Here is a 25750-nt window from a genome sequence, read left to right as displayed (position 1 = left end):
CAAGTTACAATAAACGGGATACATAGTCTTGAATAACATTCTGGTTCTGAACACCGTTTTCCGGTTTACAGCATCGGATTTTGTGCATGCCCGGCAAAGATCGACATTTCTTTAATTTGCGCGCCGGTAACCTGTACCGGCTAATTAGTAACTGATTGTGCTGCAATCTGTAACAAAAGAATAATATGACCCCTGAAAGACGTGCCCGCCTGCTGGCCGTATTAAATAAGCGGCAAAGTGATTTAACGGTGGTGCTGGAAAATGTATTCGACCCGCATAATATTTCGGCAGTGATGCGTACCTGTGATGCGGTAGGTGTACAGGAAGTTTATGTGTTGAATACAAAGATACCCCGTCATAAAAAATGGGGCGCCAAAAGCAGCAGCAGCGCCGCCAAATGGCTTTCGGTTTACCAGTTCACCGAAGCGGAAGCCTGTTTTAATGCCTTACGGCAGAAATATGACAGGATTTTAACTACCCATCTCAGCAGCGATGCGGTGAATTTGTACGATATTGATTTTACCGGGCGCATTGCCCTGGTTTTCGGTAATGAACATTCGGGGGTGAGCGACGAAATACGCGCCATGGCCGATGGCAATTTCATTATTCCGCAGGTAGGCATTATTAAATCGCTGAACATTTCCGTTGCCTGTGCGGTTACCCTGTACGAAGCGCAACGCCAGAAGGTACTGGCGGGGCATTACGATAAGTGCCGGATACCGGAACCGCAATTAACCGGGTTGTTGAATAAGTGGGGGGTGGAAGACGAAATTGGCTAATTGGCTAATGTGCTAATATGCTAATGTGATAATTCGATAATTCGATAATGGAATACAAATTCGGAATGCGCCACGAATGGCGGGATGGATGATTTGCCGATTGCCGATTGCATTTTCACGGTTGCCGGTTCACGGTTGCCGATTGCCGGTTCACGATTTTAAACTTAGCTTGAATGAAGAATATTCCATTGATAGCATTCCTGGTATTGTTAACATCTTCAGCCTTCAGTCAGCACATCAGGAAGGTGAAGATCACAGAAGTGGAAGAATACATAAAAAACAGCGATCATCCGCTGGTGGTAAACTGCTGGGCTACCTGGTGCGCACCCTGTATTGAAGAGATCCCTTACTTTATGCAAACGGTGAAAAAGTACAGCGATCAGAAAGTGGAGTTATTGCTGGTGAGCCTCGACTTCACATCTTCTTACCCAACCAAAATACAGGAGCTTGTAAAAAGGAAAAACTTCGAAGCCACTTTCTTCTGGCTCAACGAAACCAATGCCGATTATTTTTGTCCGAAGATAGACCCCAAATGGGATGGCACCCTGCCCTCAACGTTATTCGTGAACAACAATACCGGTTACCGGCAGTTCTTTGGCCGGCCAATGACCGACAGGCAGGTGGAGCTGGAGGTGAAGAAGCTGGTGGGGGAGAGGAAATGAGTTAAGGGGTTAACTAGTTGACGAGTTGACTTGTTGACGAGTTGACGCGTTGACCAGTTGACGAGTTGACGAGTTGACAGGGTACGCTCTGTGCGGCAGGTTGAGAAACAGTTGAAAGGTAGATACAGGTGATAAAGTTGATACAGGCTTTATATGCAGCAGGCCCATTAATAGAGAACAAGTTGACGAGTTAACTGGTTAACAGGTTAACCCGTCAACTTGTTAACTTACTTCAGCGCCTTATTGATCGCTTTCGCTGAATCGAGGTGCATTCTTAATATCGGTAATTTTTGAGCTGCAAATGTTTTCACAGCGGGATCAATATCGTTCTGCGCAGCTTTTTCAAAATCACTTACTACCTCTTCATGACCGTTTACCATTGCTTTCATATATGCCTTATCAAATTCAGCTCCGTTCTTTTTGCTTAAATCCTCCAGGTCGTCCTGGTGATCACCCAAGGTCGATGGCAATGTTACACTCTTATCACGGGCTATGGCCATAAGATCATCATTGGCTACAGTATGATCCCTGATCATCATTTCCGCAAAATTCTTTACGCGCGGGTTAGTAGCGCGGTCTTTCGCCAGTTTGGCAAATTCAACTTCTGCTTTCCCTGCTTCGGCGGCATTCTTCATAAAACGATGCGTATTATCATCAACCGTCCCCTGTGCGCTTTTTACAGAATCAACTATATTGCTTTCCGGGGCCGTTCGCGTGTTATCCGGCTCCTGTTTTATAGCCCCTGTTGAATCGGTGTAGGTTCCATCTGATGTAGGACTTTGACAGGCTAACATCGAGATCATAGCGCATACTGCAAACGTTGAAAAAATTGTTGTTGCTTTCATGTGAAATTTATTTTGGTGTTTTTATAAGTATTTGACCACGGTTTAGCAGCGCAGCACTATAGCAGCATTTTTTGTGCCTTGCCCGTTTTGGCCGTTGTAACAATCATAAGATCATAGGTATATGATACGCAATAGGGCTTAATGTAGAGTTTATTCAACAGGGCCCGCCTGTTGCGCTTCATCAAAACATGGGAGGAGTGTTGTTTTAAAAAAACAACATTAAGTTCGTCAAAAACAAAAACCCTCCGCCAGCAGGCAGAGGGTTTGTACAGATTTTAAAAACGGGACTTATTGGTGTTATGAAATTCTCTTAATACTACAACCAACCGATTTTGATTGTTTAACCGATACTTCCTTTCCAGCCACTGCTTCATTGATCGCTTCTTTTAAATGAACACGTTTTACACCTGCAGCATCGGAAGGGCTGTCATCGATTGCGCCATGATATATCAGTTTTCCATTCTTGTCGAAAAGAAAACATTCCGGTGTACGGGAGGCGCCAAATGCATCGGCGAGCTCGTTGTTCTTATCCACTGCATAGTACCAACTATAATTCTGTCCCTGTCCATAGTCCTGCATAGAACTTAACGACTCGGAACTTTTACGGTTAGCTTCATTAGAATTCAATAAAACTACACCAATGTTTTGTTGTGTGGCAAACTGACAGATTTCCCTGGTACGGGCCTGATTGTTGATCACCACAGGGCAGGTATTGCAACTAAACATTACCAGCAAACCATTTTCTTTCATCGCTTCTTTGAGGGTTACATCTTTGCCGGAAATATCTTTTAACTTATTGTCTGCTTTTGGTACGGCTGACCCCAACGGTAGTGGGTCTTTCATAGTAAATGATAAAAACACCATTGCGGGCAGCAGCAATAAGCTGTTCATTGTTTTTTTCATCTGACATTTTTTATTATTGTTATAAACAGGGCCGGGGATTGTATGCTTCATGAAAATTTTAATAGGGAGCTTTCATTGTAGCAGATCTGTTATAGGAATAGCTATGCAAAGTTTACTAAAAAATGCCGGTTCTACCTAGCACTTTCTTGCACCCGGCTTTAAAATTTTATTAAAAAATAGGATTTATTCGTAATGTGACCGTGCGTACCGGATTACACCCGGTCGTGAAAAATAAGATCATCGCTTGTATTGTGGTGCACCTGTTTCATTCGTTCTTCGGCCATTGCCTTTATTGAGTGAATGCTCACATTCAGCTCGTACCCTATGAGCAGCACCAGCGAGTTGATATAAATAATGATCATCAGCACGATGATGGTGCCTATTGAGCCATATAAGGCGTTGTATTTGCCAAAGTTGTTCACGAAGATGGAAAATCCCAGCGTGGTAAGGATGCTCAGGAACGTGGCCAGGATGGCGCCGGGCGATGCCAGCTTCCATCGTTTTTGTATAGCCGGCGCATATTTGTAAATGAAAGCGATGGCATAAAATATAAGGCTGATGATGAACAGCCATCTGAACACGCCGATCACGTTCAGCACAAATAAACTTTTAATACCCAGCCATTTCAAAACTGCGCTTTGCAGTACCAGCAACAGCAAACAACCCAGTAACAAACCCATGTTTATAAAAGTGAGCTTGATGGCCACCAGGCGGGTGTTCAACCCCGTTCTTTTTTCGAAACCTATATAGTTCTTATTGAAAGAACGCATTAATCCCATCATGCCGTTCGACGCAAAAAAGATAAGCAACAAAAACCCGAACGACAGCAGGGCGATATGGTCCTGTTTGAAAAAACTATCTACAAAGGCGATGATGTTTTTGTTATAGGTATCGGCGGGAATGATGTCGCGAATGATGGTATGCAGTTGCCGTTTTACCTGCGCGCGGCGAACGAACGGTAGCTGCGGTATTAATGTAAAAAGGAACAAACACGTTGGCGGAATGGACATGATAAAGTTATACGAAATGGCCGAAGCCCTTTCGGTAAGTCCTACGCGCGCTACCTGTTCTTTGAAGAACAGGATCACATCGAACAGGGGCACTCCTTCGAAACCCGGCAGAACGATCTTCTTGCTTTTTTCCGATAAAAAGCGAACAGGAGGGGAGTTTGATATTATTCTTTCTACGTTCATTTAAGCGTTGCTGCTGCACTGTCTTTTGCTGCTCTTTTCTTTTGTTCTATATCCAAAGCCTGTTGAAATTCCCTGGCAACTTTCAGGTGCTGACCATATGTTTCAGTATACACATGCCGGCCCGAAAAATCGCTTTTCGCTACAAAATAAAGATAATTCGTTTGCGGCGATTGTAAAACTGCATCCAACGTTTGTAATGAAGGGGTGCAAATGGGGCCGGGGGGCAAGCCGGTATTCATATAGGTATTATAAGGCGATTCTACCGTCAGGTATTTGAGGTAAATACGTTTCAGGGTAAAATCCTTCATGGCAAATTTTATGGTAGGGTCGGCCTGTAATTTCATTCCCTTGTTCAACCGGTTCAGGTAAACACTGGCAATGGTATCTTTTTCATCGAGCACCTGCGTTTCTTCTTCTACAATAGACGCCAGCGTGTATGCCTGAATGGGGGTGAGGCCCAGCTTCCGCGCCTGGTTGCGCCGTTCATCTGTCCATACCCTTTTATATTCTGTATAAAATTTGTCGAAAATGGTTTGCGCCGAGGCGTTCCAGAAGTAAGTATACGTGTTGGGATATAAAATCGACATTACGGTATTGGAATCGAAACCGAGCTGCTGTAATGAATCGGTATAATAAGCTACCACATCTGCGGAGTCTATCTCCATTTTACGGCCGAGGAAACCGGCCAGCTGCTCTTTTGTGCGAAACCGGGTGATGATCAGTTTCACCGGCGCCTGGGTGCCGTTGCGCAACATGCGGGCAATATCCATCAGGCTCATGCCCTTTTTTATTTCATAGCGGCCTGGTTTCAGCTTTTGCGGTACTTCGAGCCGGGTGGCCAGCATATCGAAAGCAGCCGCACTTTTTACCAGGTTGCTGTCGCGCACCGTTTTCATTACCTCGGGCCAGGTGGCATGGCCGGTATGTATATATAAGTATTTCGACTTTTCGGAAAAGGCGGTGTTGGCGGTAAAAAATTGCCAGCCGGCAAAAGCAGCTGCCAGTACTACGATAACCAGAACGCTTATTACCAGTTTTCTGAACATGGGATATAGATTAATTTTTTATCATCCGTTGAGTCTGTTTCATTGATGTTGTGCAAGAACTATGCTAATCGTCAATGGTCAATGATAACTCAATTTTGACCTTTCCTATTGTTCTATGCTTCGTGAATCGTGAACTATTCACCATTCACCAAAATAAAAAACCCTGCCGGTAAAAAGACAGGGTTGAACTATATTTTTAAAATAAATTATTTCGCAGGGGCAGCCGGTGTTTGTAAAGGTGAGCCACTGGCAGGAGCGGGGGCTGTAGCTGCCGGACGGGCATTAACCGGTTCGCGGCTGACTTTACCTTGTGGGATAAAGAAGGCCGATGTCAAACACAACAGGGCAATAGCTACTGCCATAACCCAGGTACCTTTTTCCAGTACGTCGGTTGTTTGTTTTACGCCCATGAACTGGCTATTGAAACCGGCTATGTTTCCGGCCAATCCGCCGCCTTTGGGATTCTGGATAAGGATAAACAACGCGATCGCTACACTAGCTATTATTATGAGTACCAGGAACAAATAGATCATTTCACTGTGCTTTTAATTGTTCAATTCTTGTCGCAAAATAAGTGCTTTTGGCGGGATTAAGCAAACTTAATTTCTCGTATACCCGTATTGCTTTTCCGGCATTGCCCTGCTTGGCCCAAACTTCGGCCATCGCCTCGGTGAGCACCTCTTTTTCTTCCACCGAATGTTCGGCTATACGTTGAATGCTTTGGTTAGTGACCTCATCGAGCGAGGTATTTGTTTCAATGGGCCCGCCTATGCGTTTCATACTCCGCAGCCAGTCGGTAAAGCTTTTTAACTGCTTGCCCATCTTGTCTTTAAAATCGGCCTGGCCCAGTTTTATACCCTGTGAGGCAAAATAGTCGATGGTATGGTACGATTCAAAGATCGGTTCACCCGGGTCAACTGAAATTTTGAGGTCCTGGCCGGCAGGCGTAAAGCCAAACGGATTGGCCTGCGGCGCCGGTTCTTCCGCTTCAGGTTCTTCCGGAACGGAAGCTACCGGTTGAGGCGGTTCGGCCACCAACGCCACCGGCGCTTCGGCCGGTATGGGTTCGGCAATCGGTTCAACCTGTTCTTCGATAGCTGTCCCGGGCGGAACTGTTTCCGCTGCGGCGGCGATTTCAGCGGCAGGCGCTGTTTCGGCAGGTGCTTCCTGTACGGGTGCTCCTTCTACAGGCGGTATCAGTTCGGCATCTATTGCCGGAACAATATCATCGGTATCGGCTTCCTCGATCTCTATCGCCGGTACAATGTCGTCGATTTCTGTTGGAACGGCATTGGCATCGGCTAATTCGGGCGTTACTTCCACGGCGGCTATCACGTCATCGACATCCGCTTCTCCCTCTACAACTTCAACCGCCGGTACAATATCGTCTGCTTCTTTATTGTCAGTTATGCCGGCAACGGGCGTTAGCGCTTCTTCGGTGTTTACCGCATTTTGGGCGGCTTCAGCAGCGGCAGGGGAGTCAGGTGCGCTTTCAACTTCCGGCGTTTGTTCAGTTGTTGCCGCCGCCTGTTCGCGGGCCTCCTGTTCAACCAGAGAGCCGTCCTCATTTACCTGCAGCGATCTTTCCTTTTCGGTAGCTGCCGGTTCTGCCTGCACAGGCGCCTCGGCTTCTGCTGCAGTTTCTATATTTTCCGCAGGCGTTTCGGCAACCGGTTCGGCTGCAGCCTGCATTGCTGGTTCTTCTTCTTTAGGTTCTTCCTGTCCGGTAGCCGGGTTGTAAACGGCCGGACCGTTCTTTGGCATTTGCACCACAATACGGAAACCTGGTTGTTGCGCCTGCTCTTCGGCTTTCACCGGTATTACCGGCGCTTCTTCTTTTTGATCTAACTGCCAGCGCAGCCATAATGAATTATGAAAATACAGCGAAGCCTGCTCGCTCTGTGCATTATTATTATGGGCGCCGCTTTCCTTCAGCTTTTTGGCATACAGGAACTGTCCAACAGCGGCATACGGGTAATCTTCGGTGAATTGTTTCAGTTCATCTGCGCTTACCTGCTCAAAAGAGTCCTTATCAAAAAGATGTTTAACCAGCGTTTGAATATGATATTGCATGTAACCCAGCTTACCAGTTTGAAAATATACGGTTGAAAATTTCATCCACCATCTGTTTGATGATGGTTTCGTTCAATTGTTGCTCGGCCTGCGTAATGGTCAGACCGGCCGAATAGTCGAAGTTACGGGAAACATCGGCTTCAAAATTCTTTGAAGGGTCGAGGTTGTTCCTAAAATTGATATGAATGGTGACGGTAAGGCGCTGGGTGGTGGCCTGCTGTTGCGAAATACCGGTGGTACTGAACGTGTAACCTGTTACCTGGCCGCCGATATCGTAATGGGCGTCTTCGGTTTGCACACCGGCGAGGCGGGTTTGCCCCATGATCTTCTGGCGCAACCTGTCGGACAACTGCGGACTTAACTGCGGGTTGATATACCGGGCCTTGTTCTCGATATAAGTTACGCGGAAGGTTTTCACTTCCTTGGGGATCTGGCCAATGTCTTTGAAAGAGTAGCAACCTGAAGTCAATAATACAATAGGCAATAGGCAATAGACAATTGGCAATCGGCAAAAAGCTTTTACAGCCGCGATGCGGTATTGCTTAATGCTTATTGTCAATTGCCCATTGGTTTTATCATTCTTTAATATCATATTCTTTTAGTTTTCGGTACAGCGTTCTTTCACTTATACCAAGGTCAAGGGCCGCATCTTTACGTTTGCCTTTATGTTTTTTAAGTGCTTTTTCTATCAGTTCCTTTTCTTTGTCCATGATGTTGAGCGACTCATCCACTTCTTCGTGATGATGAATGTCGTCGTTATCGTGATGCACCATCATCGGTTGCTGATTGCCCGTTACAACCGGCTGTACAAAAGTGGAAGGTAGCAGTTCTTTTGTTTTCAGCTCGTTCAGTATCGATTGGTTCTGCACGCTGGTGCCTGGGTTCTGCAGAATATCGACAAACATCTTTTTCAGCTCGGTCACATCTTTCTTCATATCGAAAAAGAGCTTGTACAGGATCTCCCGTTCATTGGCAAACTCATGCCCGTTGGCTACGGGGTTGCCGGCGTTGGCCAGCACCGGCAGGCGGTTGAAATCGCGATTGGGTAAAAAGCGTTTCAGTTCGTTGGCCGAAACCAGTTTATCGGAAGCCAGCACGGAGATCTGCTCTGCAATATTCTTCAATTCACGCACATTACCGGGCCAGGGATAATTAATTAACACATCTTTTGCCTCATCGTCGAGCTGTACGGGCGTGGTTTTGTACCGTTCAGCAAAATCAACACTGAACCTTCTGAAAAGAAGCGGAATGTCTTCAACGCGGTCGCGCAGTGAAGGCACCCGAATGGGCACCGTGCTCAGGCGGTAATAGAGGTCTTCCCTGAATTTACCGCTTTGTGTGAGGGTGAGCAGGTCTTTATTGGTGGCGGCAATTACACGTACATCTGTTTTTTGCACTTTGCTTGATCCAACGCGAATGAACTCGCCGGTTTCAAGCACCCGCAGCAGGCGGGCCTGAGTGCCCAGCGGCATTTCACCAATTTCATCGAGGAAGATGGTACCGCCGTTCACGGTTTCAAAATAACCTTTGCGGGCGTCAACTGCGCCCGTGAAGGACCCTTTCTCGTGGCCAAACAATTCAGAATCGATGGTGCCTTCGGGAATGGCGCCGCAGTTGACAGCAATGAAAGGATTGTGCTTGCGGGCCGATAAGGCATGAATAATAACAGAAAATGCTTCTTTACCAACACCACTTTCTCCTGCTATAAGCACGGTAAGATCGGTATTGCTTACCTGTGCGGCTACCTGCAGTGCAAAGTTCAGTGCCGGCGCGTTACCGATAATGCCGAACCTGTTTTTGATACTTTGAATATCCACGATACTACTAATTTTTTTCAGATACCCCCTGCGGTTATCAGCGATGATCATGCATGAAGGTGATCCGGATTATTTTAATCAGGGCAATGCCCCGGATTTATTCTGTCAATAATAAATGCCCTTTTGGGTATGGGCGGGTTCAACGCTATTGTTAAACTGACAGCTTCAAGGCTCTTTCAACTGGTTTTGAAAGTTAACGCTTATTATGGAGCTGTTACCGGTTGCCAGGTTCCGGAAACCGGGGCCTGGTAACCGGCAACCATTATGGTTCAATTTTTCCGATCAACGTAGCACCTGTACAATCATATACCTTAACCATTACGTAACTGCCTTTGTTCAACGGGTATTGTTCTTTTGGAAAAACCACCACTTTGTTCTGGCTGTTACGACCCATCCAGTCATGGTCGCTGCGTTTGCTGTTTCCTTCGATCAATACTTTGAATGTTTTGCCCAGGTCGTGCTGGTTACTTTCACGGCTCAGCGCATTTTGCAGTTTCACGATCTCATCCAGCCGCTTTTTCTTTACTTCTTCAGGCACATCGTCTTTATACCGGCGGGCGGCCAGGGTGCCCGGGCGCTCGCTGTAAAAGAACATATAGCTCATATCATATTTGCTGTGACGCATAATGCTGAGCGTATCCTGGTGGTCTTCTTCCGTTTCGGTACAAAAACCGGCAATGATATCGGAGCTGATGCCGCATCCGGGCAGTATTTCCCTTATGCGGTCAACCTTGGCCATATACCATTCGCGGGTATACGTTCTGTTCATCAGTTGCAATACGCGGGTAGAACCGCTTTGCACCGGCAGGTGAATGTATTTGCAAATGTTCTCATACTTCGCCATGGTGTGCAGCACATCGTCGGTAATGTCTTTCGGGTGCGAAGTGGAGAAGCGAACACGCAGTGAGGGATCAATGAGGGCTACCTGTTCGAGCAGGCTGGCAAATGTTACGGGAACACCGGCTACCTCATTTTCAGGTACCCAATAGTAGCTGTCAACGTTCTGGCCCAGCAGGGTCACTTCTTTGTAACCGGCGTTGAACAGATCGGTGCATTCTTTTAAAATAGAATGAACGTCGCGGCTGCGTTCGCGGCCCCGGGTAAAGGGTACCACACAGAACGAGCACATATTATTACAACCCCGCATAATGCTTACAAAGCCCGACACGCCATTGCTGTCGAGCCGAACGGGGGAGATGTCGGCATAGGTTTCTTCGCGGCTCAGCAGCACGTTCACCGCTTTTTGCCCGGTTTCGGCTTCCGTAATAAGGCCGGGCAGACTGCGGTAGGCATCGGGGCCCACCACCATATCAACCAGCTTTTCTTCTTCCAGGAACTTTGCTTTCAGGCGTTCGGCCATACAGCCCAGTACGCCGATAAGGGCGCCGGGATTGTTCTTTTTAACGGTACGCAGGTCGCTCAGGCGTTTGCGTACGGTTTGTTCGGCCTTTTCGCGAATAGAACAGGTATTGATCAGGATCAGGTCGGCCTCCTCGAAATTGCGGGTGGCGCCGAATCCGTTCTCGTTCAAAATAGACGCTACGATTTCGCTGTCGGAAAAGTTCATCTGACAGCCGTAACTCTCAATGTAGAATTTTTTGTTATATACAATGGGGTCATTTACAAAGGGAGCATAGGCTTCTCCCTGCCGGTTTTCCTCGTGCATCGTATGGTTCATCCGCTCTAACATCAACAATTCAGTTTTTGGGATGGCAAAGATAGCCAAAAAAGGGTAACAATGACAGGTTGGCACCCTGTGGCCCTTTTGGGGCCGCAGGGTAGTTGATAAGTTGATAAGTTGACGAGTTGACGAGGGCGTCACGCTGACTAAATGGGGTAGGTTTCAGTTCACAGTTCACAGTTCATAGTTCACAGTTCATAGTTCACAGTTCATAGTTCACAGTTCTTAGTTCACAGTTCAAAGTTCACAGTTCTTAGTTCATAGTTCATAGTTCACAGTTCTTAGTTTACAGTTCCCGGGCCTGCCTGGGCGCTATCGCGCCAGCCGTTGCCTTCGCCTGCGGCTCCGGCCTTTTGCTTTCGGCTGTATTCAATCACTTCCCAAACAAAACATACCCGTATGTCTTATTTCCGATCTCGCGGGCTTTTTTGGGAAAGAGTTTGATAAACAGGCTTAAAGGGAATTTGAAGGATGGGAGCTTTCGGCCGATGCGGTCGCCTTCATCGAGCAGGTAGATATTATCATGCACTTTCCAGCCATGGGCGGTAAAGAAGGCGATGGGGTTTTCTACATTGAATTGCAGGGGCGCATTGGCCAGGATCTTTTTCAGGTCGGTGGCGCGGCGGTGGCGGCGCAGCCCGCCATGATAATCCATGATCCAGTAGTGAAAGGCAGGCATGGCAAACAGCGCCCGCGATAGCTGGGCGCCCTGTTCATTGGTAAGATAACCAACCACGCCTTCGGTGATGATCAGGGCCCTTTTGGCTTCATTGCCCAACCGGGTGAACAGCGCGTTGCGTTCCCTGTCGTTCGAAAGATCGGCCGGCAGCCGTTGCAGGTGACAGGCCGGTATATCGTTTTCGAGCATTTTGTTTTTGTAATCGACCATGTGCGGAAAGTCAACTTCTACCCAGCGAAGGTTAACCGGCAGGGGCATACGATATGGCCGGGTGTCGAGGCCGGCGCCAAGATTGATAACGGTGTCGATGCCACGTTCAATGGCCCTGTTTATCAACCGATCGATACCGGTGGTGCGGGTTACCATGGCGAAAGCCATATGATCTTTGATGGGAGTGGCTTCAACCATTTGAAAGCCTTTGTCGGTAGCCAGTTTGCGGGCGAGCGGATCTTTGAACACAGCATCGGTACGTTCAGATTCAAGCGCTCTGAATGCGGCGATCCAGCGTGCTGTATCAGAAACGTCATTGATGAGTTGTTCAGGCATAAGGGAATTTGAATATAGAAAACGATTATTCCTTGCTGTAACCCTGTGTATATAAATTTACTGAATTTCCGGGAGAGAAATTGTCGTGATAGCTGGTTGAATAAAGTAAAATTTTTGGGGTACGATTGTCTTTTACGGCGTTTGTTTTTTAGTTAACTTAGGAACACCGCTTTGTATGATTATGTAATTGTGTTGATGTGACGCATGGGGATGAATTGGTGCTTATATTAATGTATGTGGAAGCAGGTTGGGTGCAGGTTTAAAAATAACATACATGCGGAAGTAGCTCAGTTGGTAGTCCGCCAGCTGGCGGATCCCAAGCTGATAAGCGCAGGTTTATATACGCGGAAGTAGCTCACCTGGTAGAGCGAAAGCTTCCCAAGCTTTAGGTAGCGGGTTCGAGTCCCGTCTTCCGCTCTGAAAAGGTCCCGCCGATGGCGGGATTTTTATTTGAAATTCATCCAAAATGCGATCTTTTGCCAAAAGATGGGTTTAAACCCAATAATTCTGCCAGCCGGCACATCACACCATCGGGATTTACCTCATTTTCTGTTAGTGCAGATTCATTTTCTGTTGGTTCCAATGTATTTTCTGTTAGCGCGAGCACCGCGCTGACAGATTTTTCGCGTTTTCTGTTAGCGCGAACATGTTTTCTGTTAGCGCAGACTCCGCGCTGACAGATTTTTCTCGTTTTCTGTTAGCGCGAACACCGCGCTGACAGATTTTTCGCGTTTTCTGTTAGCGCGAACACCGCGCTGACAGATTTTTCGCGTTTTCTGTTAGCGCGAACACCGCGCTGACAGATTATATACATTTCCTGACGGAATCAGTACGTTTCTGTTTTGAAGCGAGACTGCGCAAACAGAATTACCCCAGATTCAATTTCTTTTGGTTCGGGGCAAACAAAAATCGGGTCAGTAAATGGTCTTTATTACCACAACGGTTTTCCCTGGTAATAATCCAGGATCTTTGTACGCAGTATATAATCATAACGGGCGATGATGAGATTTACATTGGCCCGGTCGAGGTTGTTTTTGGCAATAAGATAATCTATTGAATTGGAAGCGCCGGCATTGAAACGGGCTTCGGCGGCATTGAACGATTCCATATATGCCGCCACCTGGTCGAGCAGGGCGAGGTACCTGTTTTTGGCCGCCGTCATATTGAAATGGTCCTGTTCAATATTCTGTTTTAACTGTATCTGCCGGGTTTGTGCCGCATAGGTGGCGCTTTTAAGATCAATTTTGGCCATGGCAACCTGGTTGCGGTTGCGCAGATTATTAAAGATGGGAATATTGATGCCTACCCCTACATACGTGCGGTAATTGTTGCTGAGCTGATCGTAGTATTCAATTTTCTGAGCTGCCGAATCGCGGGCGGTGCTGGAGTAGGGGGTATAAAAACCGGCGCCCAACCCTATCGAGGGAAACAGGTTGCCTTTTGCCGCCTGTACCGCCTTTTCCGCACTCTTAGTGCGCAGATCGGCGGCCTTTATAATTGCCAGTTGTTGCAGGGCAATACTGAAAATGCTATCGGGGGTTGTGGTATAATTCATTTCAACCTGGTCGGCACGCAGCCGTTCTACCTGCAATTCTTTGTTATAGGGAACATTCATCAGTTGCGACAAAGAAAGTCTTGCGCCATCAAGATCGTTCTGGCTTCTTATTATACTCAACTTATTATCGGCCCATAGCCCTTTCATATCCGAAAGGTCCGACGGTTTTATGGCGCCTTCCTTATTCATGAGATCGAGGCGCTCAACCTGTTTCTGCGTAACTTCGGCCTGTTTATACGCCTGCTGTAACAGATCGGAATTGGTGAGAATTTGTAAGTAGGCCAGTATCACGTTCAGCATCAACTGATCTTTGCTGGTTTGCAATTCCATTTTACTGGCTTCATAGGCGTATTGCGAACTCTTTAATGTATTCTGCAACCGCAGTCCATTGAACAGGGTAACATTGCCCGATAAAGCATAACTGCCCGATGTTTGTTGCTGGTTCACATAACTGTTGGTGCTCAGGTCAATGCTGCGGCCCTGGTTAAGCGTATGATTTATTTCACCACTAACGCCCGGCAACAGGTTGGCTTTCGACTGGCGTAATGTTATGTTCGCACGCTCCATGCTCAGGTCCATTTGCTTTACATCGAAGTTGTTTTTGATAGCGGTTTGCACGCTTTCCTGCAACGACAATGGACGACCGGTTATACTTTGTCCCCGGCCATCCATGTACGTGATCATGGCTATGCTACTTAATAATATTATGTTGCGGAATCTCATTTTTGAATCTCTTGTTTTGTTAGCTACAATCGTCAATCGTGAATCGTGAGAAGCTCTATTATCGTTACTCATGACTGTTCTCAGGTTACTAAACTGCCAATCGGCACTGTATTCCATTATCACATTATCACATTAGTTTTCAATTCTACCATCCAGCAGGTTAATGATATGCGTTCCGTAACCGGCATTCTTTTCCGAATGGGTAACCTGAATAATGGTGACGCCTTCTTTATTCAATTGTTTGAACAGGTCCATGATCTCTTCACCCTGTTTTGAATTCAGGTTGCCGGTTGGCTCATCGGCCAGTAATAATGTTGGTTTGGCGATCAACGCGCGGGCAATGCCAACAAGCTGTTGTTGTCCGCCCGAGAGCTGGGTAGGAAAGAGGTCTTTTTTACCCACGATATTGAACCGGTCGATCATATCGGCCACCATGGCTTTACGTTCGGCTGTTTTTATGTTCTGATATATAAGCGGCGTTTCAATATTCTCATATACCGTAAGCTCATCGATGAGGTGGTATGCCTGAAACACAAATCCAATATGTTGCTTATATATTTGCGACCGTTGCTTTTCTTTCAGGGTATGCACAGGCTGGTCGATAAAATGGTATTCACCTTCGGAAGCATCATCGAGCATGCCGAGGATATGCAACAGGGTCGATTTGCCCGAACCGGACGGCCCCATAATGGAAACGAATTCTCCTTCTTTGATCGTCAGATTAATATCTTTTAATATAAAAGTTGGTTTACCGCCTACCTGGTACCATTTTGAAATGTGCTTCAGTTCGATCATGTTATTTGTTTATCGTTTCAGGTTACAAGTTTCAGGTGTCAGGTTATATGGTTGCCAGTTTCCGGTACCGCGTTTAACATTAGCACCAGGCCCATTCTGTATTTCATTATCACATTACCCAATTAACCACATGCCAGTTTGTAGTTGTGTGATTTGCAATATACTATAAGGGAATTACAAAAGCATGAGTTCGTTAACGATACAAAAAGTGTCCGGTTTCGATACAATGAATCAATTGGCAATTTGCAATTGGCAAGGATCGCCGATTTTCGGGCTTGCCTCATATTTGCGAATTTCCGATTTGCCAATTGTCTGTTGGTTATTCCGTCCTCAGGCTTTTTACAGGGTTCGAAATAGCCGCTTTTATGGTTTGAAAACTTACCGTTACCACCGCTATCAATGCAGCCATTATACCTGCCATAATAAATACCCACCAGCTGATATCGGTGCGGTAGGCAAAGTCCTGCAGCCAGCTATGCATAAACCACCAGGCAACCGGGAAGGCAATAACGGCGGCAATGACCACCAGCCGCAAAAAGTCTTTCGACAGCATGGCCGTAATATGGCTAACGGTGGCGCCCAGCACTTTTCTGATGCCGATCTCTTTGGTGCGTTGCTCAGCGGCATAGGCGGCAAGGCCAAACAAACCCAAACAGGCGATCAGAATGGCCAGGGAAGAAAAGGAGACAGCTATTACACCCATACGCTGTTCGGTGCGGTATAAATTATTGAAGTCATCATCCATAAAGGAATAATTGAACGGTTCAGCCGGCGCCATGGTTTTGTATTTGCGCGCTATTTGTGCCACCAGCTGATGTATATCGGCGCTGTTTATCCGCACCGCTATGTTGCCATTGTGCGCATCCAACATTAAAGCCAGGGGCGTTACCTGCTGCCGCATGCTGTTAAAATTGAAATCCTTTATTACGCCAATGATGTGCAGGGTAGAAACGTCGTCTTTATTGTTCAGATCGCGCATGAAATACAATGGTTTTCCGATAGGATCGGTAAAACCCAGCAACCTGAGGGCTGCTTCATTGATAATGATGCCGCTTGAATCGGTGGGAAAATCCTTTGAGAAATTCCTTCCCGCCACCATTTCCATACCAAGCGTTGGAATGTATTGTTCATCTACATCCCAGGTTTGCATCGATACGGCTCTTCTCTGATCGAGGGTAGGGTCGGCAAACACAGGATTATCGTTCCGCCAGCTATTGGTAGGCAGATAGCCTGAAATAGTTGCATTGTCGACCCCAGGCAGTTTTACAATTTCTTCCCTGAATGCCTTTACTTTATTGCCAAGCGGGGTTGAATTATGTATCACCATTACCTGTTGGCGGTTAAAGCCAGGTTTATGTGATTGTATAAAATGAAGTTGTTTGTAAATAACTATAGTGGCAATGATCAGAATAATGGAGATCGCAAACTGGAACACCACCAGCCCGCTGCGCAGGCGGCTTGTTTTAAAACCTGCCGCCAGTTTGCCTTTGATAACCTGTATGGGTTTGAATGAAGAAAGATAAAACGCCGGGTAACTGCCAGCCAGCAAACCGGTGATCAATACCAGCAAAAGTAAACCCGGTAACAGCCAGGGATTGGCCAGCAGATTAAGTTTGATATCTTTTGCCGCCAGTTGGTTGAAGTAAGGCAGCATGGCGGCAACAAGCGCCAGCGCCACCACCAGTGCAATACAACTGATCAAAATACTTTCCGTAAGGAATTGTTTTACCAGGTTGTTCTTTAATGACCCCAGCACTTTACGCACACCCACTTCGCGCGCCCGGTTTGCCGAACGGGCGGTTGACAGGTTCATGAAATTCACACAGGCGATCAGTAAAATAAAAAAGGCGATGGCCGAAAAAATATATACATACTGGATGCTGCTGTTGGCGCCCAGTTCTGCCACTTTATTTGAATGCAGGTGTATGCTGGTAAGTGGTGTTAACAAAACCCGTTGATAGTTCCCGCTTTTTTTGAACTCGTCCATATCGATAGACATCAGGGCCTTTACCTGGGGCCCTACATATTTTTCTACCAGCGCATCAAACTGCGCTTCGAGTTTTTTAGGGTCGGCTTCTTCCCTGAGCACGATATAGGTATTGAAATTATTACTTACCCAGTTGTTTTTCCTGCTTTCTTCCAGGCTTGCCATCGATACAAAGAAATCGAAGTTGAAATGCGACCGCGAAGGTATGTCTTTGATAACACCTGTAACCGTGTAATTGTGGCGGTTGTTGATGATGAATGTTTTGCCCGCGGCATTTGGTGTGTTGAAATATTTACGGGCAACTGTTTCCGTGATCACCACGGTATTGGGTTGCTGTAATGCGGTGGCGGCATTGCCATCGACCATCGGCAGGGTAAATACATCGAAAAGGGTAGAATCGGCATATACCACATTATTTTCCTGCACGTTCTCATTTCCTTTTTTTACCAGGAAACCGCCATTGCTGCGGAACCGCACATACTGTTCAACCTGCGGAAAATCCTTTTTCAGCGTTGGCCCCATAGGGTCGGGCGCTACCGCCAGGATGAAATGGTTGCCGCCGAATTTGATATCACCATCAACCCGGTAAATACGATCGGCTTTTTTATTGAAACGATCATAGCTGAGCTCATCGAGCACAAAAAGCATGATGAGCAAACAGGTGGCGAGGCCAATGGCCAGCCCTATTATATTGATTACCGAAAAGCCTTTGCGTTTCCAAAGGTTCCGGAAGGCTATTTTTAAATAATTTTTTATCATATGGAAAGTTCATTTAAGTTATTCAGTTGTTCAGTTTTTGAGTTAATGAGTTTGAGAATTGCCGCGAGGTCAACTGAACAACTGAACAACTGAACAACTGACTTGCAACATCATTCACTCCGCAACGCCTTCACCGGGTTGGCCAGAGCCGCCCTGATGGCTTTATACCCTACCGTTATCCAGGCAATGAGTATGGAACCCACAATAGCGCTGATAAAGAACCAGCCGCTCAGGGGAGCGCGGTAAACAAAGTTCTTCAGCCAGCTATGCATCAGGTACCAGGCCACCGGGCCCGCAATAAAAAATGAGATGATGATCAGTACGGTAAATTCTTTTGAGAACAATTGCAACAGGCTCGATACCGAGGCGCCCAATACTTTGCGGATACCTACTTCTTTTGTTTTTTGAACGGCCATAAAAGAAACCAGTCCGTACAAACCTAAACAGGAAATAAAAATAGCCAGCCCGGCAAAGATCTTATACAACAGCGATAACTGTTCTTCCTGCTGGTAAAATTCTGCAATGTCTTCATCGAAATACGAAGCGGTATATGCATATTCGGGATAGAACCGGTCCCAGATCTTCTGAACGGCTGCCTGCGTTTGCGCCAGCTGGTGGGTACGTAATTTTATAGCTGTAAGGGAATAAAAACTCCGGCGCGTGGAGATCATCAACGGTTTTATTTCTTCCCGCAGCGAATTGGTCTTGAAATCTTTTAATACACCTACAATCGGGTACGATTGTCCCTGCCCGAGCCGGATGGTTTTTCCAATGACGTCATTGGCATTTTTTATTCCCAGCTTTTTGAGCAGCGTTTCATTGAGGATGGCTTCTTTGGTGGTGTCGCTTTCAGTAAGATTGCGGCCGGCTAACAATTGCAGGCCGAAGGTTTTTATATAATCCACATCTGCGAACTTCAACGTGACCTGAAATTTTTCATCGGGCTGGTTGTTGTATGCAAAATTGGTGGCCCATACATTGCCCGAAGAGGGAACATCGCTGGTAAAACTTACCGACTGTACACCGGGGGCCTGCATCAGTTGTTGTTTGAAAGCGGTTTGTTTTGAACGGAAAGTGCTGTCGCCGTTACCGCTCAATACCAGCACGCTTTCCTTATTGAAACCCAGATCGGCTTTGCTGATATAGTTCATTTGGCTAACCGCTACGGCGGTAGCAATGATCAATACCTGCGAGATCGTGAACTGCATGATCACCAGGCTGCGGCGCAACGATACGCCGCGCACGCTGGCTGATACCATTTTATTCTTCAGCGCATTGATGGGGTTGAATTTCGACATTACGAACGAAGGGTACAACCCGGCCAGCAGGGTTACGCCTATACCGATGCCCGCTATCATTCCCAATATTTTAGGTGTAAACAGGCTGAGGGGCTCCTGTATGGAGGCGATGTGTTTTATATAGGGCAGACTGAGATACCCGATGCCTAAAGCCACGATCACCGATATGCCGACGATAACGGCCGTTTCGCTCATGATCTGTGTGAACAACTGGCCGCGGTTGCTGCCCAGTACTTTTCTTATTCCCACTTCGCGCGAACGGTTAACCGACAGTGCGGTCGACAGGTTGATGAAATTCACACAGGCCATCAATATAATGAACAGGCCAATGAGCGATAACGTAACGAGCGTTGTTTTGCTGGTAACATGATCGCCAAACGATTCGAAGCGGCGGTCGAAATGCACCATGCCCAGTGGTTGCAGGAAATGTGTTTTGATCGAATTTCTTCCTCTTGACTCATACTGTTTATTGCTGAACCGCAGCAGGGCATTGTTGATACTGGCTGTTTTCGCCTGTGGCGGCAATAAGGCAAAGATGTTGTAGTTGCTTGAAGTGCTGTTCCAGTTTTCGTTGTGGTTATATGATGGCCCGTGTTGTTTCAGCGTTTTGTACGATATCAGTACTTCCAGTGGCAGATCGCTGTTAGCCGGTACGTTCTTTAAAATGCCGTTCACTTTCAGCGGTATGGCGTTGTCGAGCGTGATGGTTTTTCCCATCGCCTGTTGCCAGCTGCCAAAATATTTACCGGCTGTTTTTTCATCGAGCACCACATTGTTGGGGTCGTTCAATGAAGTGGGGCCGCCGGCCAGCCAGTTGTACTGAAATACATTGAACAGTTGCGGTTCTAAAAAGAAAATACCGGTTTCCTGTATGAACTTATTGCCTGTTTCATTACCTGCCGATGGAACGGTGACCTGGCTGCCATAGATGGAACGCAGGGCGCCAAATTGTATATTGGGAAATTCGGCCCGTAATGCTTCCAGCGCCGCAACAGGTATGCCTGAATTATAGGTAATGTCTTTGTCGAATTTATCCTGCGTTACTACCCGGTGAATACGGTCGTAATCCGGTTGGAACGTATCGTAGCTCAATTCATACTGCACTACAATAAACAACAGCATACTGGCCGCGATCCCGATCGACAGCCCGGTAATATTGATCAGCGAAAAAGCCTTGTTGCGTACAATGCTTCGCCATGCGGTTTTTAAATAGTTTTTGAACATTGTTTATCGGTTTCTTTGGTTGTATCTGCTTAAAGTTTCGTGAATCGTAAACCGGCAATCGTGCATGTATTTCCACTTCTACATTGGACATTCGACATTCAACATTGGATATTCAACATTTTGTATTTCTGTTTCCCTTTCTCATTTTCCCTATTCCGTTCTCAAACTCTTCACCGGGTTCGCCACCGCTGCCCTGAAGGCCTGTACACTGATGGTTACAACGGCAATCAATATGGCCAGTACGCCGGCCATGGCAAAGATCCACCAGCTGATACTGGTTCTATAGGCAAAATCGGCCAGCCATTTATGCATGAAATACCAGGCAACCGGCGCTGCTATGAAAAACGAAATGATCACCAGTTTCAAAAAATCTTTCGACAACAGGTTGATGATATTCGATACCGAAGCGCCCATCACTTTGCGAATGCCAATTTCCCTGGTGCGTTGCATGGTTGCGTAGGAGGCCAGCCCCAGCAAACCCAAACAAGAAATAAAAATGGCCAGTACGGCAAAGTTCAGGAACAGGCGGCCAAACCTTTCTTCGTTACGGTATTGCCGGTCGAAGAATTCATCGAGAAAATAATAGCTGAATGGCCGGTTAGGTATAATCGTTTTAAATTCTTTTTCAATGGATGCAATGGTCTTTTGTATATTGGCTGCATTCACTTTTACCGATAACAGGGTAGTGTTGTCCCAATTCATACGAATGGATAATGGCTTGATGGGCGTTTGCAATGATTTGTAGTGGAAGTCTTGTATTACGCCGATGATCCTGCCTTCATGGCCCCATTGTTTGAACTTTTTGCCAATTGCCTGGTCGGGTGAATGATAACCCAGCATACGTACCGCCGCTTCGTTCAGGATCATTGCCTGGCCGGAATCGGTTTTGTATTCCCGCGAGAAGGCGCGGCCGGCCGCCATTTTAAAATTATACAACGGGATATAATCGAAATCAACAAAATACAGATCGAGGTTGGTGATCTGCAGATCGCCTTTGACATTCTCCACTTCTGAATAAGCGCCGGGGTGACCGCTGCCGGGTACGCTGGCCGATAAGGCGGAAGTTTTAATATTCGGTAGCCGGGAGATCGCTTCCTGCAATGCGCCCCGCTTTTTTTCGCTTTTTGTTTCCACTACCAGTACCTGGTCTTTATTGAAGCCAAGTTCGCGGTTACGCATATAGCTCATTTGTGTATACACAATGATGGTACCAATGATCAATGCGGTGGAGATCGCAAATTGGGAGATCACCAGTCCTTTGCGTAATATGTTGCCTTTGTTGCCCGTTGCAAACCGGCCTTTCAGTACTTCTATCGGTTTGAAAGACGATAAAACAAAGGCAGGGTAAATACCTGCAAGCAGTCCGATCACGATGCCGGTGCCCAGCAACAGGGCCACGAGGGGGCCATCGTGAAATATGCCGGTGCTGATTGTCTTGCCGGCGAGCTGGTTGAAGGAAGGAAGCAGTAGGGCGGAAAGCCCGAGGGTGAGCAGGAATGCAATAAAACAGATCACGATCGATTCGCCCAGGAACTGGCGTGCCAGTTGCGGTCGTACCGCACCCGCCACTTTTCTTATGCCTACTTCTTTTGCCCGTTCCGATGCCCGCGCCGTTGTAAGGTTTATAAAGTTGATACAGGCTATGATGAGAATGAATAGCGCAATAATGGAAAATATGTATACATTTCTGATGCTGCCTAATGAATCGCCGCGGCTTGAATACAGGTATACTTCTTTTAATTTTTCCAGTTTGAGGGTAACGAACATCTGCAGTTCTTTCATTTCCTTTCCGCTCCATTTTTCGAGGAAGGCGGGAAATTTCTTTTCCAGCGTTTTGGCATCGGTACCGGGTTTTAACAGTATATATGCCCAGGGTGAATAGTTGCTCCACTGGTCATCGATGCCTTTTGCGTATTGCGTGGTAATGGTGGTCATTGATACCAGTACATCGCCTTTTACCTGCGTGTTCTCGGGCATGTCCTGCATAATACCGGTTATGGTGGCCGGTGAGCCTTCGCTGGTGATCAGGATGGTTTGTCCCATAGGATCGGCTTTGCCAAAATACTTTTTGGCGGTGGATGCTGACATCACTACGCTGAATGGTTCTTTCAGTGCGGTACGGGGATCGCCTTTCAACAGTTTAAAACCGAAGATCTGGAAGAAGGCCGAGTCGGCCCAGATAGAATTGGCCTCGTTGAATTTTATATCACCCTTTCTGAAAAGTAAATTTTCCGGCGCCACCCGGGTAAACGCCTCCACTTCCGGGAAATCGAATTTTATATGTCCCGGTACCGCCCAGGCCGGGCCTTGGCTGGGGAGCGTTTCTGTGGGCGTTTTTATATCGGCAACAACGCGATAGACGCGATCGGCCTTGGGGTGAAACCGGTCATAACTCAATTCAAAACGCACATACAGAAAGATCAGTAAACAGGCGGTCATACCCACGGTCAGTCCCATTATATTAATGAAGGAAAAAACGCGGTGGCGCCATAGGTTCCTGAAAGCTATTTTGAAATAATTTTTGAGCATATTACAATGTATGTTCGTTTGTATAAATATTTTCTACCTGGCTGCGGTGGCAAATTTTTAGTCATGCCTGCATTCATTTTCCTATTGCCCATTGCCTCTTGATCACTCCGTTCTTAAACTATTCACCGGGTTGGCCATCGCCGCTTTTATTGCCTGTATACTGATCGTAGTAACGGCAACGAGCAAAGAAAACAGTCCCGCCAGGCCAAATACCCACCAGGTGATATTAATGCGCCATGCATATGACTGCAGCCAGTTGTTCATAAAATACCAGGCGGGTGGTGAAGCAATCACCAGCGCTATTGTTATCAGCTTTATAAAATCTTTTGATAACAAACCTGCCACCTGTGTTACCGTTGCGCCCATCACCTTGCGGATGCCGATCTCTTTGGTACGGTTCACTGCTGCCAGCGCGGCCAGGCCAAACAAACCCAAACAGGCGAGGAAAATAGAAATGCCGCCGGCCCAGCCGGCAATAGTGCTCCAGCGTTCTTCGCTCTTATAAAAAAGATCAAACTTTTCATCAACGAAGTTGTATTCGAAAGGTGCATCGGGTACCAGTTTTTTCCATGCGTTACTTAACAGCGCCAGTTTGGCAGCAGGATCACCGGCCTGCAATCGTACATATATACGGGCTGGCTCCAGGTTAGCCGGACGGCTGAATAGCTGCGGCCTTACCTGGTGCGTAAGGTCTTCAAAATTAAAATTGCGTGAAATGCCGATGATGGTTTTGGGCGGGTTATTCCCTTTTGCCGTATTTATTGTTTTACCCAATGCATTGGCGGTGGTAGTGCCCAAAACCGTATGCACCAATTCTTCGTTTACAATTACGGCACTCATGGTATCTGATGCAATGGCGGGATCGAAATAACGCCCGGCAACCAGTTGCATGCCAAGGGCATTCAGGAAATTATAATCACCCGGGTATTCGATAACGCCGGAGATCTCCTCTTTATAGTTGCGGTAACCCCGGCCCATTTGTCCCTCGCCCGAACCAAGCCCCATTTCACCGGCGGTTATATCCATGATGCCGGTATTCGACTGAATGGCCTGTTTGTATAACGGGTAAATTCTTTTTGCATCAACGCGCTGCGTATTGATCATTACCACGTTCTCTTTGTTGAAGCCAATATTTTTCGAGCGCATGAATGCGATCTGTTGCAGAATGACAATGGTTGAAATGATCAACCCAATGGAAAGCACAAACTGCAAGGTTACCAGTGAGCGGGTGAACAGGTTGGAACCACCTACGCGGATCTTTCTTTTTAAAACTTCTACCGGGTTGAATGAGGATAATACCAATGCCGGGTAACTGCCTGCCAGTAAACCCACGAGCAGCGTGAGCCCGCCCAGTAACCACATGAGCTCAGGGAAACGGCTGAAGGAAAAATAAAGCTGGCGGCCGGCCAGTTGATTGAATAACGGCAACAGCACACAGGCAAGTATAAGGCCGGTAACGGCAGAGAGTACACTAAGCAGGAAGGATTCTGACAGGAATTGAACAATAAGCTGTTTGCGTTCACTGCCCATTACTTTTCGTACGCCGATCTCTTTTGCCCTTCCTGCAGAACGGCCAATGGCCAGCGTTGTAAAGTTGATACAGGCTATCAGCAACACGGCTGCTGCAATGGTGATCAGGATCCAGATATTTTTGGGATCGGCGCCGCCTTCTACCTGCGGGTTCATATGAATATCGCGCAGCGGTTGCAGTCTTATGCCTGACTGCACTGCCTGCTGTTGGTCTTTTTTGCCTTTGCCTTTTTTTAATTCTTTTCTATCCTGTATCTCTTCTTCGGCATATTTTTTACGGAACAATGCCAGCCTCTTATGATCAGTTGCGAGGCGGCTCTCCTGTTTCAGCAATACAAACGCATCGATGCCTATGGTCATATGCCAGTTGTTGCTGCTTTGCTTTACCATTTCGGTATTGGCAAGGTGCTCGAAGTTGCCCAGCAGTTGAAAGCTTTTTGAGGAGTTGGCGGGAATGTTTTCGGCAACGGCGCTGATGGTAAATGGTTTATAGGCCGTATCGATCTTTATTTGAATTGTTTTACCAACTACATCGGTGGTACCGAACAGTGTCAACGCTTTTTCGCGGGTTACAACAAGATGGCCGGGATCTTTCAGGGCGGTGTGTACATCGCCGCGGATCAGCGGAAAGGAAAATATATTAAAGAAGTCAGCATCGGCAAAAGTGATGGAAGTATGGAAAACGTGATCGTTCACCCGGGCCAGGCAACCACGGTCTGTGGTTCGCACGGCATATTCCACATCGGGAAAATCTTTTTTCATGGCCGGGGCAACAGGTGTACTTATTGATCCGGAACCGCCGGGTTCGCGGCCTTCGCCTTCCCACCATTCAATAATGCGGTAAATGCGATCGGCTTTTGTATGAAAGCGGTCGTAGCTGAATTCATTCACGGCGTACAACAGGAACAAACTAAAGCAGGCAATGCCTATCGACAGGCCGAGGATGTTGATGCCCGTGAGCACTTTTTGTTGTGCCAGGTTGCGGAAGGATATTTTTAGGTAATGCTTAAACATGGCTATTTTGCTAGGAGGATAAATGTATCTATCAATAATTCAGTTATTCAGTTGTTCAGTTATTCAGTTGTTCAGTTGTTCAGTTAGAGGTCAACTTAGTAACTGAATAACT

At 46.8% G+C, this 25750-nt stretch carries 18 protein-coding genes and 1 tRNA gene; 3 read left to right on the top strand and 16 right to left on the bottom strand.

The features are described 5' to 3' along the window. Window positions 1–185: 185 nt before the first annotated feature. Both A4R26_RS07750 and A4R26_RS07745 read left to right on the top strand, forming a co-directional pair. Complete coding sequence (locus A4R26_RS07750; protein ID WP_081163203.1) at window positions 186–779, top strand: TrmH family RNA methyltransferase; 594 nt, start codon at window positions 186–188, stop codon at window positions 777–779. Window positions 780–952: 173 nt separating this feature from the next. Continuing rightward, on the top strand, window positions 953–1441 hold the full coding sequence (locus A4R26_RS07745; RefSeq protein WP_081163200.1) for a TlpA disulfide reductase family protein: 489 nt from the start codon (window positions 953–955) through the stop codon (window positions 1439–1441). A 227-nt stretch (window positions 1442–1668) separates the two neighbouring features. Here the strand turns inward: A4R26_RS07745 and A4R26_RS07740 are convergent, their stop codons facing one another. The 10 genes from A4R26_RS07740 to A4R26_RS07695 form a co-directional block, all read right to left on the bottom strand. After that, window positions 1669–2286, bottom strand: a complete 618-nt coding sequence (locus A4R26_RS07740; protein WP_081163197.1) for a DUF4142 domain-containing protein — start codon at window positions 2284–2286, stop codon at window positions 1669–1671. 297 nt (window positions 2287–2583) lie between these two features. Continuing rightward, window positions 2584–3189, bottom strand: coding sequence for a redoxin family protein (locus A4R26_RS07735; protein ID WP_081163308.1), 606 nt, complete (start codon window positions 3187–3189; stop codon window positions 2584–2586). 212 nt (window positions 3190–3401) lie between these two features. Next, complete coding sequence (locus tag A4R26_RS07730; protein ID WP_081163194.1) at window positions 3402–4382, bottom strand: YihY/virulence factor BrkB family protein; 981 nt, start codon at window positions 4380–4382, stop codon at window positions 3402–3404. Beyond that, window positions 4379–5428 carry an endolytic transglycosylase MltG gene (gene mltG / locus A4R26_RS07725; protein WP_081163191.1) on the bottom strand — a complete coding sequence of 350 codons (1050 nt, stop codon included), beginning with the start codon at window positions 5426–5428 and terminating at the stop codon, window positions 4379–4381. The genes A4R26_RS07730 and mltG overlap by 4 nt, the downstream gene beginning before the upstream one ends. Window positions 5429–5634: 206 nt before the next feature. Beyond that, window positions 5635–5961: a preprotein translocase subunit SecG gene (gene secG, locus A4R26_RS07720; protein WP_081163188.1), complete on the bottom strand. Its 327-nt coding sequence runs from the start codon at window positions 5959–5961 to the stop codon at window positions 5635–5637. A gap of 1 nt (window position 5962) precedes the next feature. Next, window positions 5963–7546, bottom strand: a complete 1584-nt coding sequence (locus A4R26_RS07715) for a DUF8458 domain-containing protein (protein WP_081163185.1) — start codon at window positions 7544–7546, stop codon at window positions 5963–5965. Continuing rightward, window positions 7512–8093, bottom strand: coding sequence for an LPS assembly lipoprotein LptE (gene lptE / locus A4R26_RS07710; RefSeq protein WP_081163182.1), 582 nt, complete (start codon window positions 8091–8093; stop codon window positions 7512–7514). The genes A4R26_RS07715 and lptE overlap by 35 nt, the downstream gene beginning before the upstream one ends. Continuing rightward, window positions 8077–9318 (bottom strand): sigma-54 interaction domain-containing protein, encoded by a 1242-nt coding sequence (locus tag A4R26_RS07705; RefSeq protein ID WP_081163307.1) that lies wholly within the window; start codon window positions 9316–9318, stop codon window positions 8077–8079. Before A4R26_RS07705 ends, lptE begins: the two co-directional genes overlap by 17 nt. A gap of 262 nt (window positions 9319–9580) precedes the next feature. Next, window positions 9581–11008 carry a tRNA (N6-isopentenyl adenosine(37)-C2)-methylthiotransferase MiaB gene (gene miaB / locus A4R26_RS07700; RefSeq protein ID WP_081163179.1) on the bottom strand — a complete coding sequence of 476 codons (1428 nt, stop codon included), beginning with the start codon at window positions 11006–11008 and terminating at the stop codon, window positions 9581–9583. A 364-nt stretch (window positions 11009–11372) separates the two neighbouring features. After that, the gene (locus A4R26_RS07695; RefSeq protein WP_081163176.1) at window positions 11373–12224 is read right to left on the bottom strand and encodes a class I SAM-dependent methyltransferase; all 852 of its coding nucleotides are present in this window, start codon (window positions 12222–12224) and stop codon (window positions 11373–11375) included. A gap of 344 nt (window positions 12225–12568) precedes the next feature. On the opposite strand from A4R26_RS07695, the gene A4R26_RS07690 reads away from it, so the two are divergent. Beyond that, window positions 12569–12641: transfer RNA gene (locus A4R26_RS07690), tRNA-Gly, on the top strand. 514 nt (window positions 12642–13155) lie between these two features. Here the strand turns inward: A4R26_RS07690 and A4R26_RS07680 are convergent. From A4R26_RS07680 to A4R26_RS07655, 6 genes are all read right to left on the bottom strand, one after another. Next, window positions 13156–14502 carry a TolC family protein gene (locus A4R26_RS07680; RefSeq protein ID WP_081163171.1) on the bottom strand — a complete coding sequence of 449 codons (1347 nt, stop codon included), beginning with the start codon at window positions 14500–14502 and terminating at the stop codon, window positions 13156–13158. A gap of 132 nt (window positions 14503–14634) precedes the next feature. After that, complete coding sequence (locus A4R26_RS07675) at window positions 14635–15297, bottom strand: ABC transporter ATP-binding protein (RefSeq protein ID WP_081163168.1); 663 nt, start codon at window positions 15295–15297, stop codon at window positions 14635–14637. A 319-nt stretch (window positions 15298–15616) separates the two neighbouring features. Further along, window positions 15617–18043 (bottom strand): ABC transporter permease, encoded by a 2427-nt coding sequence (locus A4R26_RS07670; protein ID WP_081163165.1) that lies wholly within the window; start codon window positions 18041–18043, stop codon window positions 15617–15619. Window positions 18044–18153: 110 nt separating this feature from the next. Continuing rightward, window positions 18154–20565: an ABC transporter permease gene (locus tag A4R26_RS07665; RefSeq protein WP_081163161.1), complete on the bottom strand. Its 2412-nt coding sequence runs from the start codon at window positions 20563–20565 to the stop codon at window positions 18154–18156. Between the two features lie 150 nt (window positions 20566–20715). After that, complete coding sequence (locus A4R26_RS07660) at window positions 20716–23094, bottom strand: ABC transporter permease (RefSeq protein ID WP_081163158.1); 2379 nt, start codon at window positions 23092–23094, stop codon at window positions 20716–20718. A 102-nt stretch (window positions 23095–23196) separates the two neighbouring features. Then, a complete protein-coding gene (locus tag A4R26_RS07655) occupies window positions 23197–25638 on the bottom strand; it encodes an ABC transporter permease (RefSeq protein WP_081163155.1) in 2442 nt (813 codons plus the stop codon). Window positions 25639–25750: the final 112 nt, after the last annotated feature.

The sequence above is a fragment of the Niastella populi genome, from assembly GCF_002078015.1.
Taxonomy (GTDB): Bacteria; Bacteroidota; Bacteroidia; order Chitinophagales; family Chitinophagaceae; genus Niastella; species Niastella populi.
The sequence above is the reverse complement of the archived record's forward strand: the minus strand, read 5'-3'. Positions and strand labels throughout refer to the sequence as shown.

Bases quoted from the DNA above. Each gene is read 5' to 3' on its own strand.
- A4R26_RS07750 (WP_081163203.1), top strand. From the start codon at position 186: ATGACCCCTGAAAGACGTGCCCGCCTGCTGGCCGTATTAAATAAGCGG.
- A4R26_RS07745 (WP_081163200.1), top strand. From the start codon at position 953: ATGAAGAATATTCCATTGATAGCATTCCTGGTATTGTTAACATCTTCA.
- A4R26_RS07740 (WP_081163197.1), bottom strand. From the start codon at position 2,286: ATGAAAGCAACAACAATTTTTTCAACGTTTGCAGTATGCGCTATGATC.
- A4R26_RS07735 (WP_081163308.1), bottom strand. From the start codon at position 3,189: ATGAAAAAAACAATGAACAGCTTATTGCTGCTGCCCGCAATGGTGTTT.
- A4R26_RS07730 (WP_081163194.1), bottom strand. From the start codon at position 4,382: ATGAACGTAGAAAGAATAATATCAAACTCCCCTCCTGTTCGCTTTTTA.
- mltG (WP_081163191.1), bottom strand. From the start codon at position 5,428: ATGTTCAGAAAACTGGTAATAAGCGTTCTGGTTATCGTAGTACTGGCA.
- secG (WP_081163188.1), bottom strand. From the start codon at position 5,961: ATGATCTATTTGTTCCTGGTACTCATAATAATAGCTAGTGTAGCGATC.
- A4R26_RS07715 (WP_081163185.1), bottom strand. From the start codon at position 7,546: ATGAAATTTTCAACCGTATATTTTCAAACTGGTAAGCTGGGTTACATG.
- lptE (WP_081163182.1), bottom strand. From the start codon at position 8,093: ATGATATTAAAGAATGATAAAACCAATGGGCAATTGACAATAAGCATT.
- miaB (WP_081163179.1), bottom strand. From the start codon at position 11,008: ATGTTAGAGCGGATGAACCATACGATGCACGAGGAAAACCGGCAGGGA.
- A4R26_RS07695 (WP_081163176.1), bottom strand. From the start codon at position 12,224: ATGCCTGAACAACTCATCAATGACGTTTCTGATACAGCACGCTGGATC.
- A4R26_RS07680 (WP_081163171.1), bottom strand. From the start codon at position 14,502: ATGAGATTCCGCAACATAATATTATTAAGTAGCATAGCCATGATCACG.
- A4R26_RS07675 (WP_081163168.1), bottom strand. From the start codon at position 15,297: ATGATCGAACTGAAGCACATTTCAAAATGGTACCAGGTAGGCGGTAAA.
- A4R26_RS07670 (WP_081163165.1), bottom strand. From the start codon at position 18,043: ATGATAAAAAATTATTTAAAAATAGCCTTCCGGAACCTTTGGAAACGC.
- A4R26_RS07665 (WP_081163161.1), bottom strand. From the start codon at position 20,565: ATGTTCAAAAACTATTTAAAAACCGCATGGCGAAGCATTGTACGCAAC.
- A4R26_RS07660 (WP_081163158.1), bottom strand. From the start codon at position 23,094: ATGCTCAAAAATTATTTCAAAATAGCTTTCAGGAACCTATGGCGCCAC.
- A4R26_RS07655 (WP_081163155.1), bottom strand. From the start codon at position 25,638: ATGTTTAAGCATTACCTAAAAATATCCTTCCGCAACCTGGCACAACAA.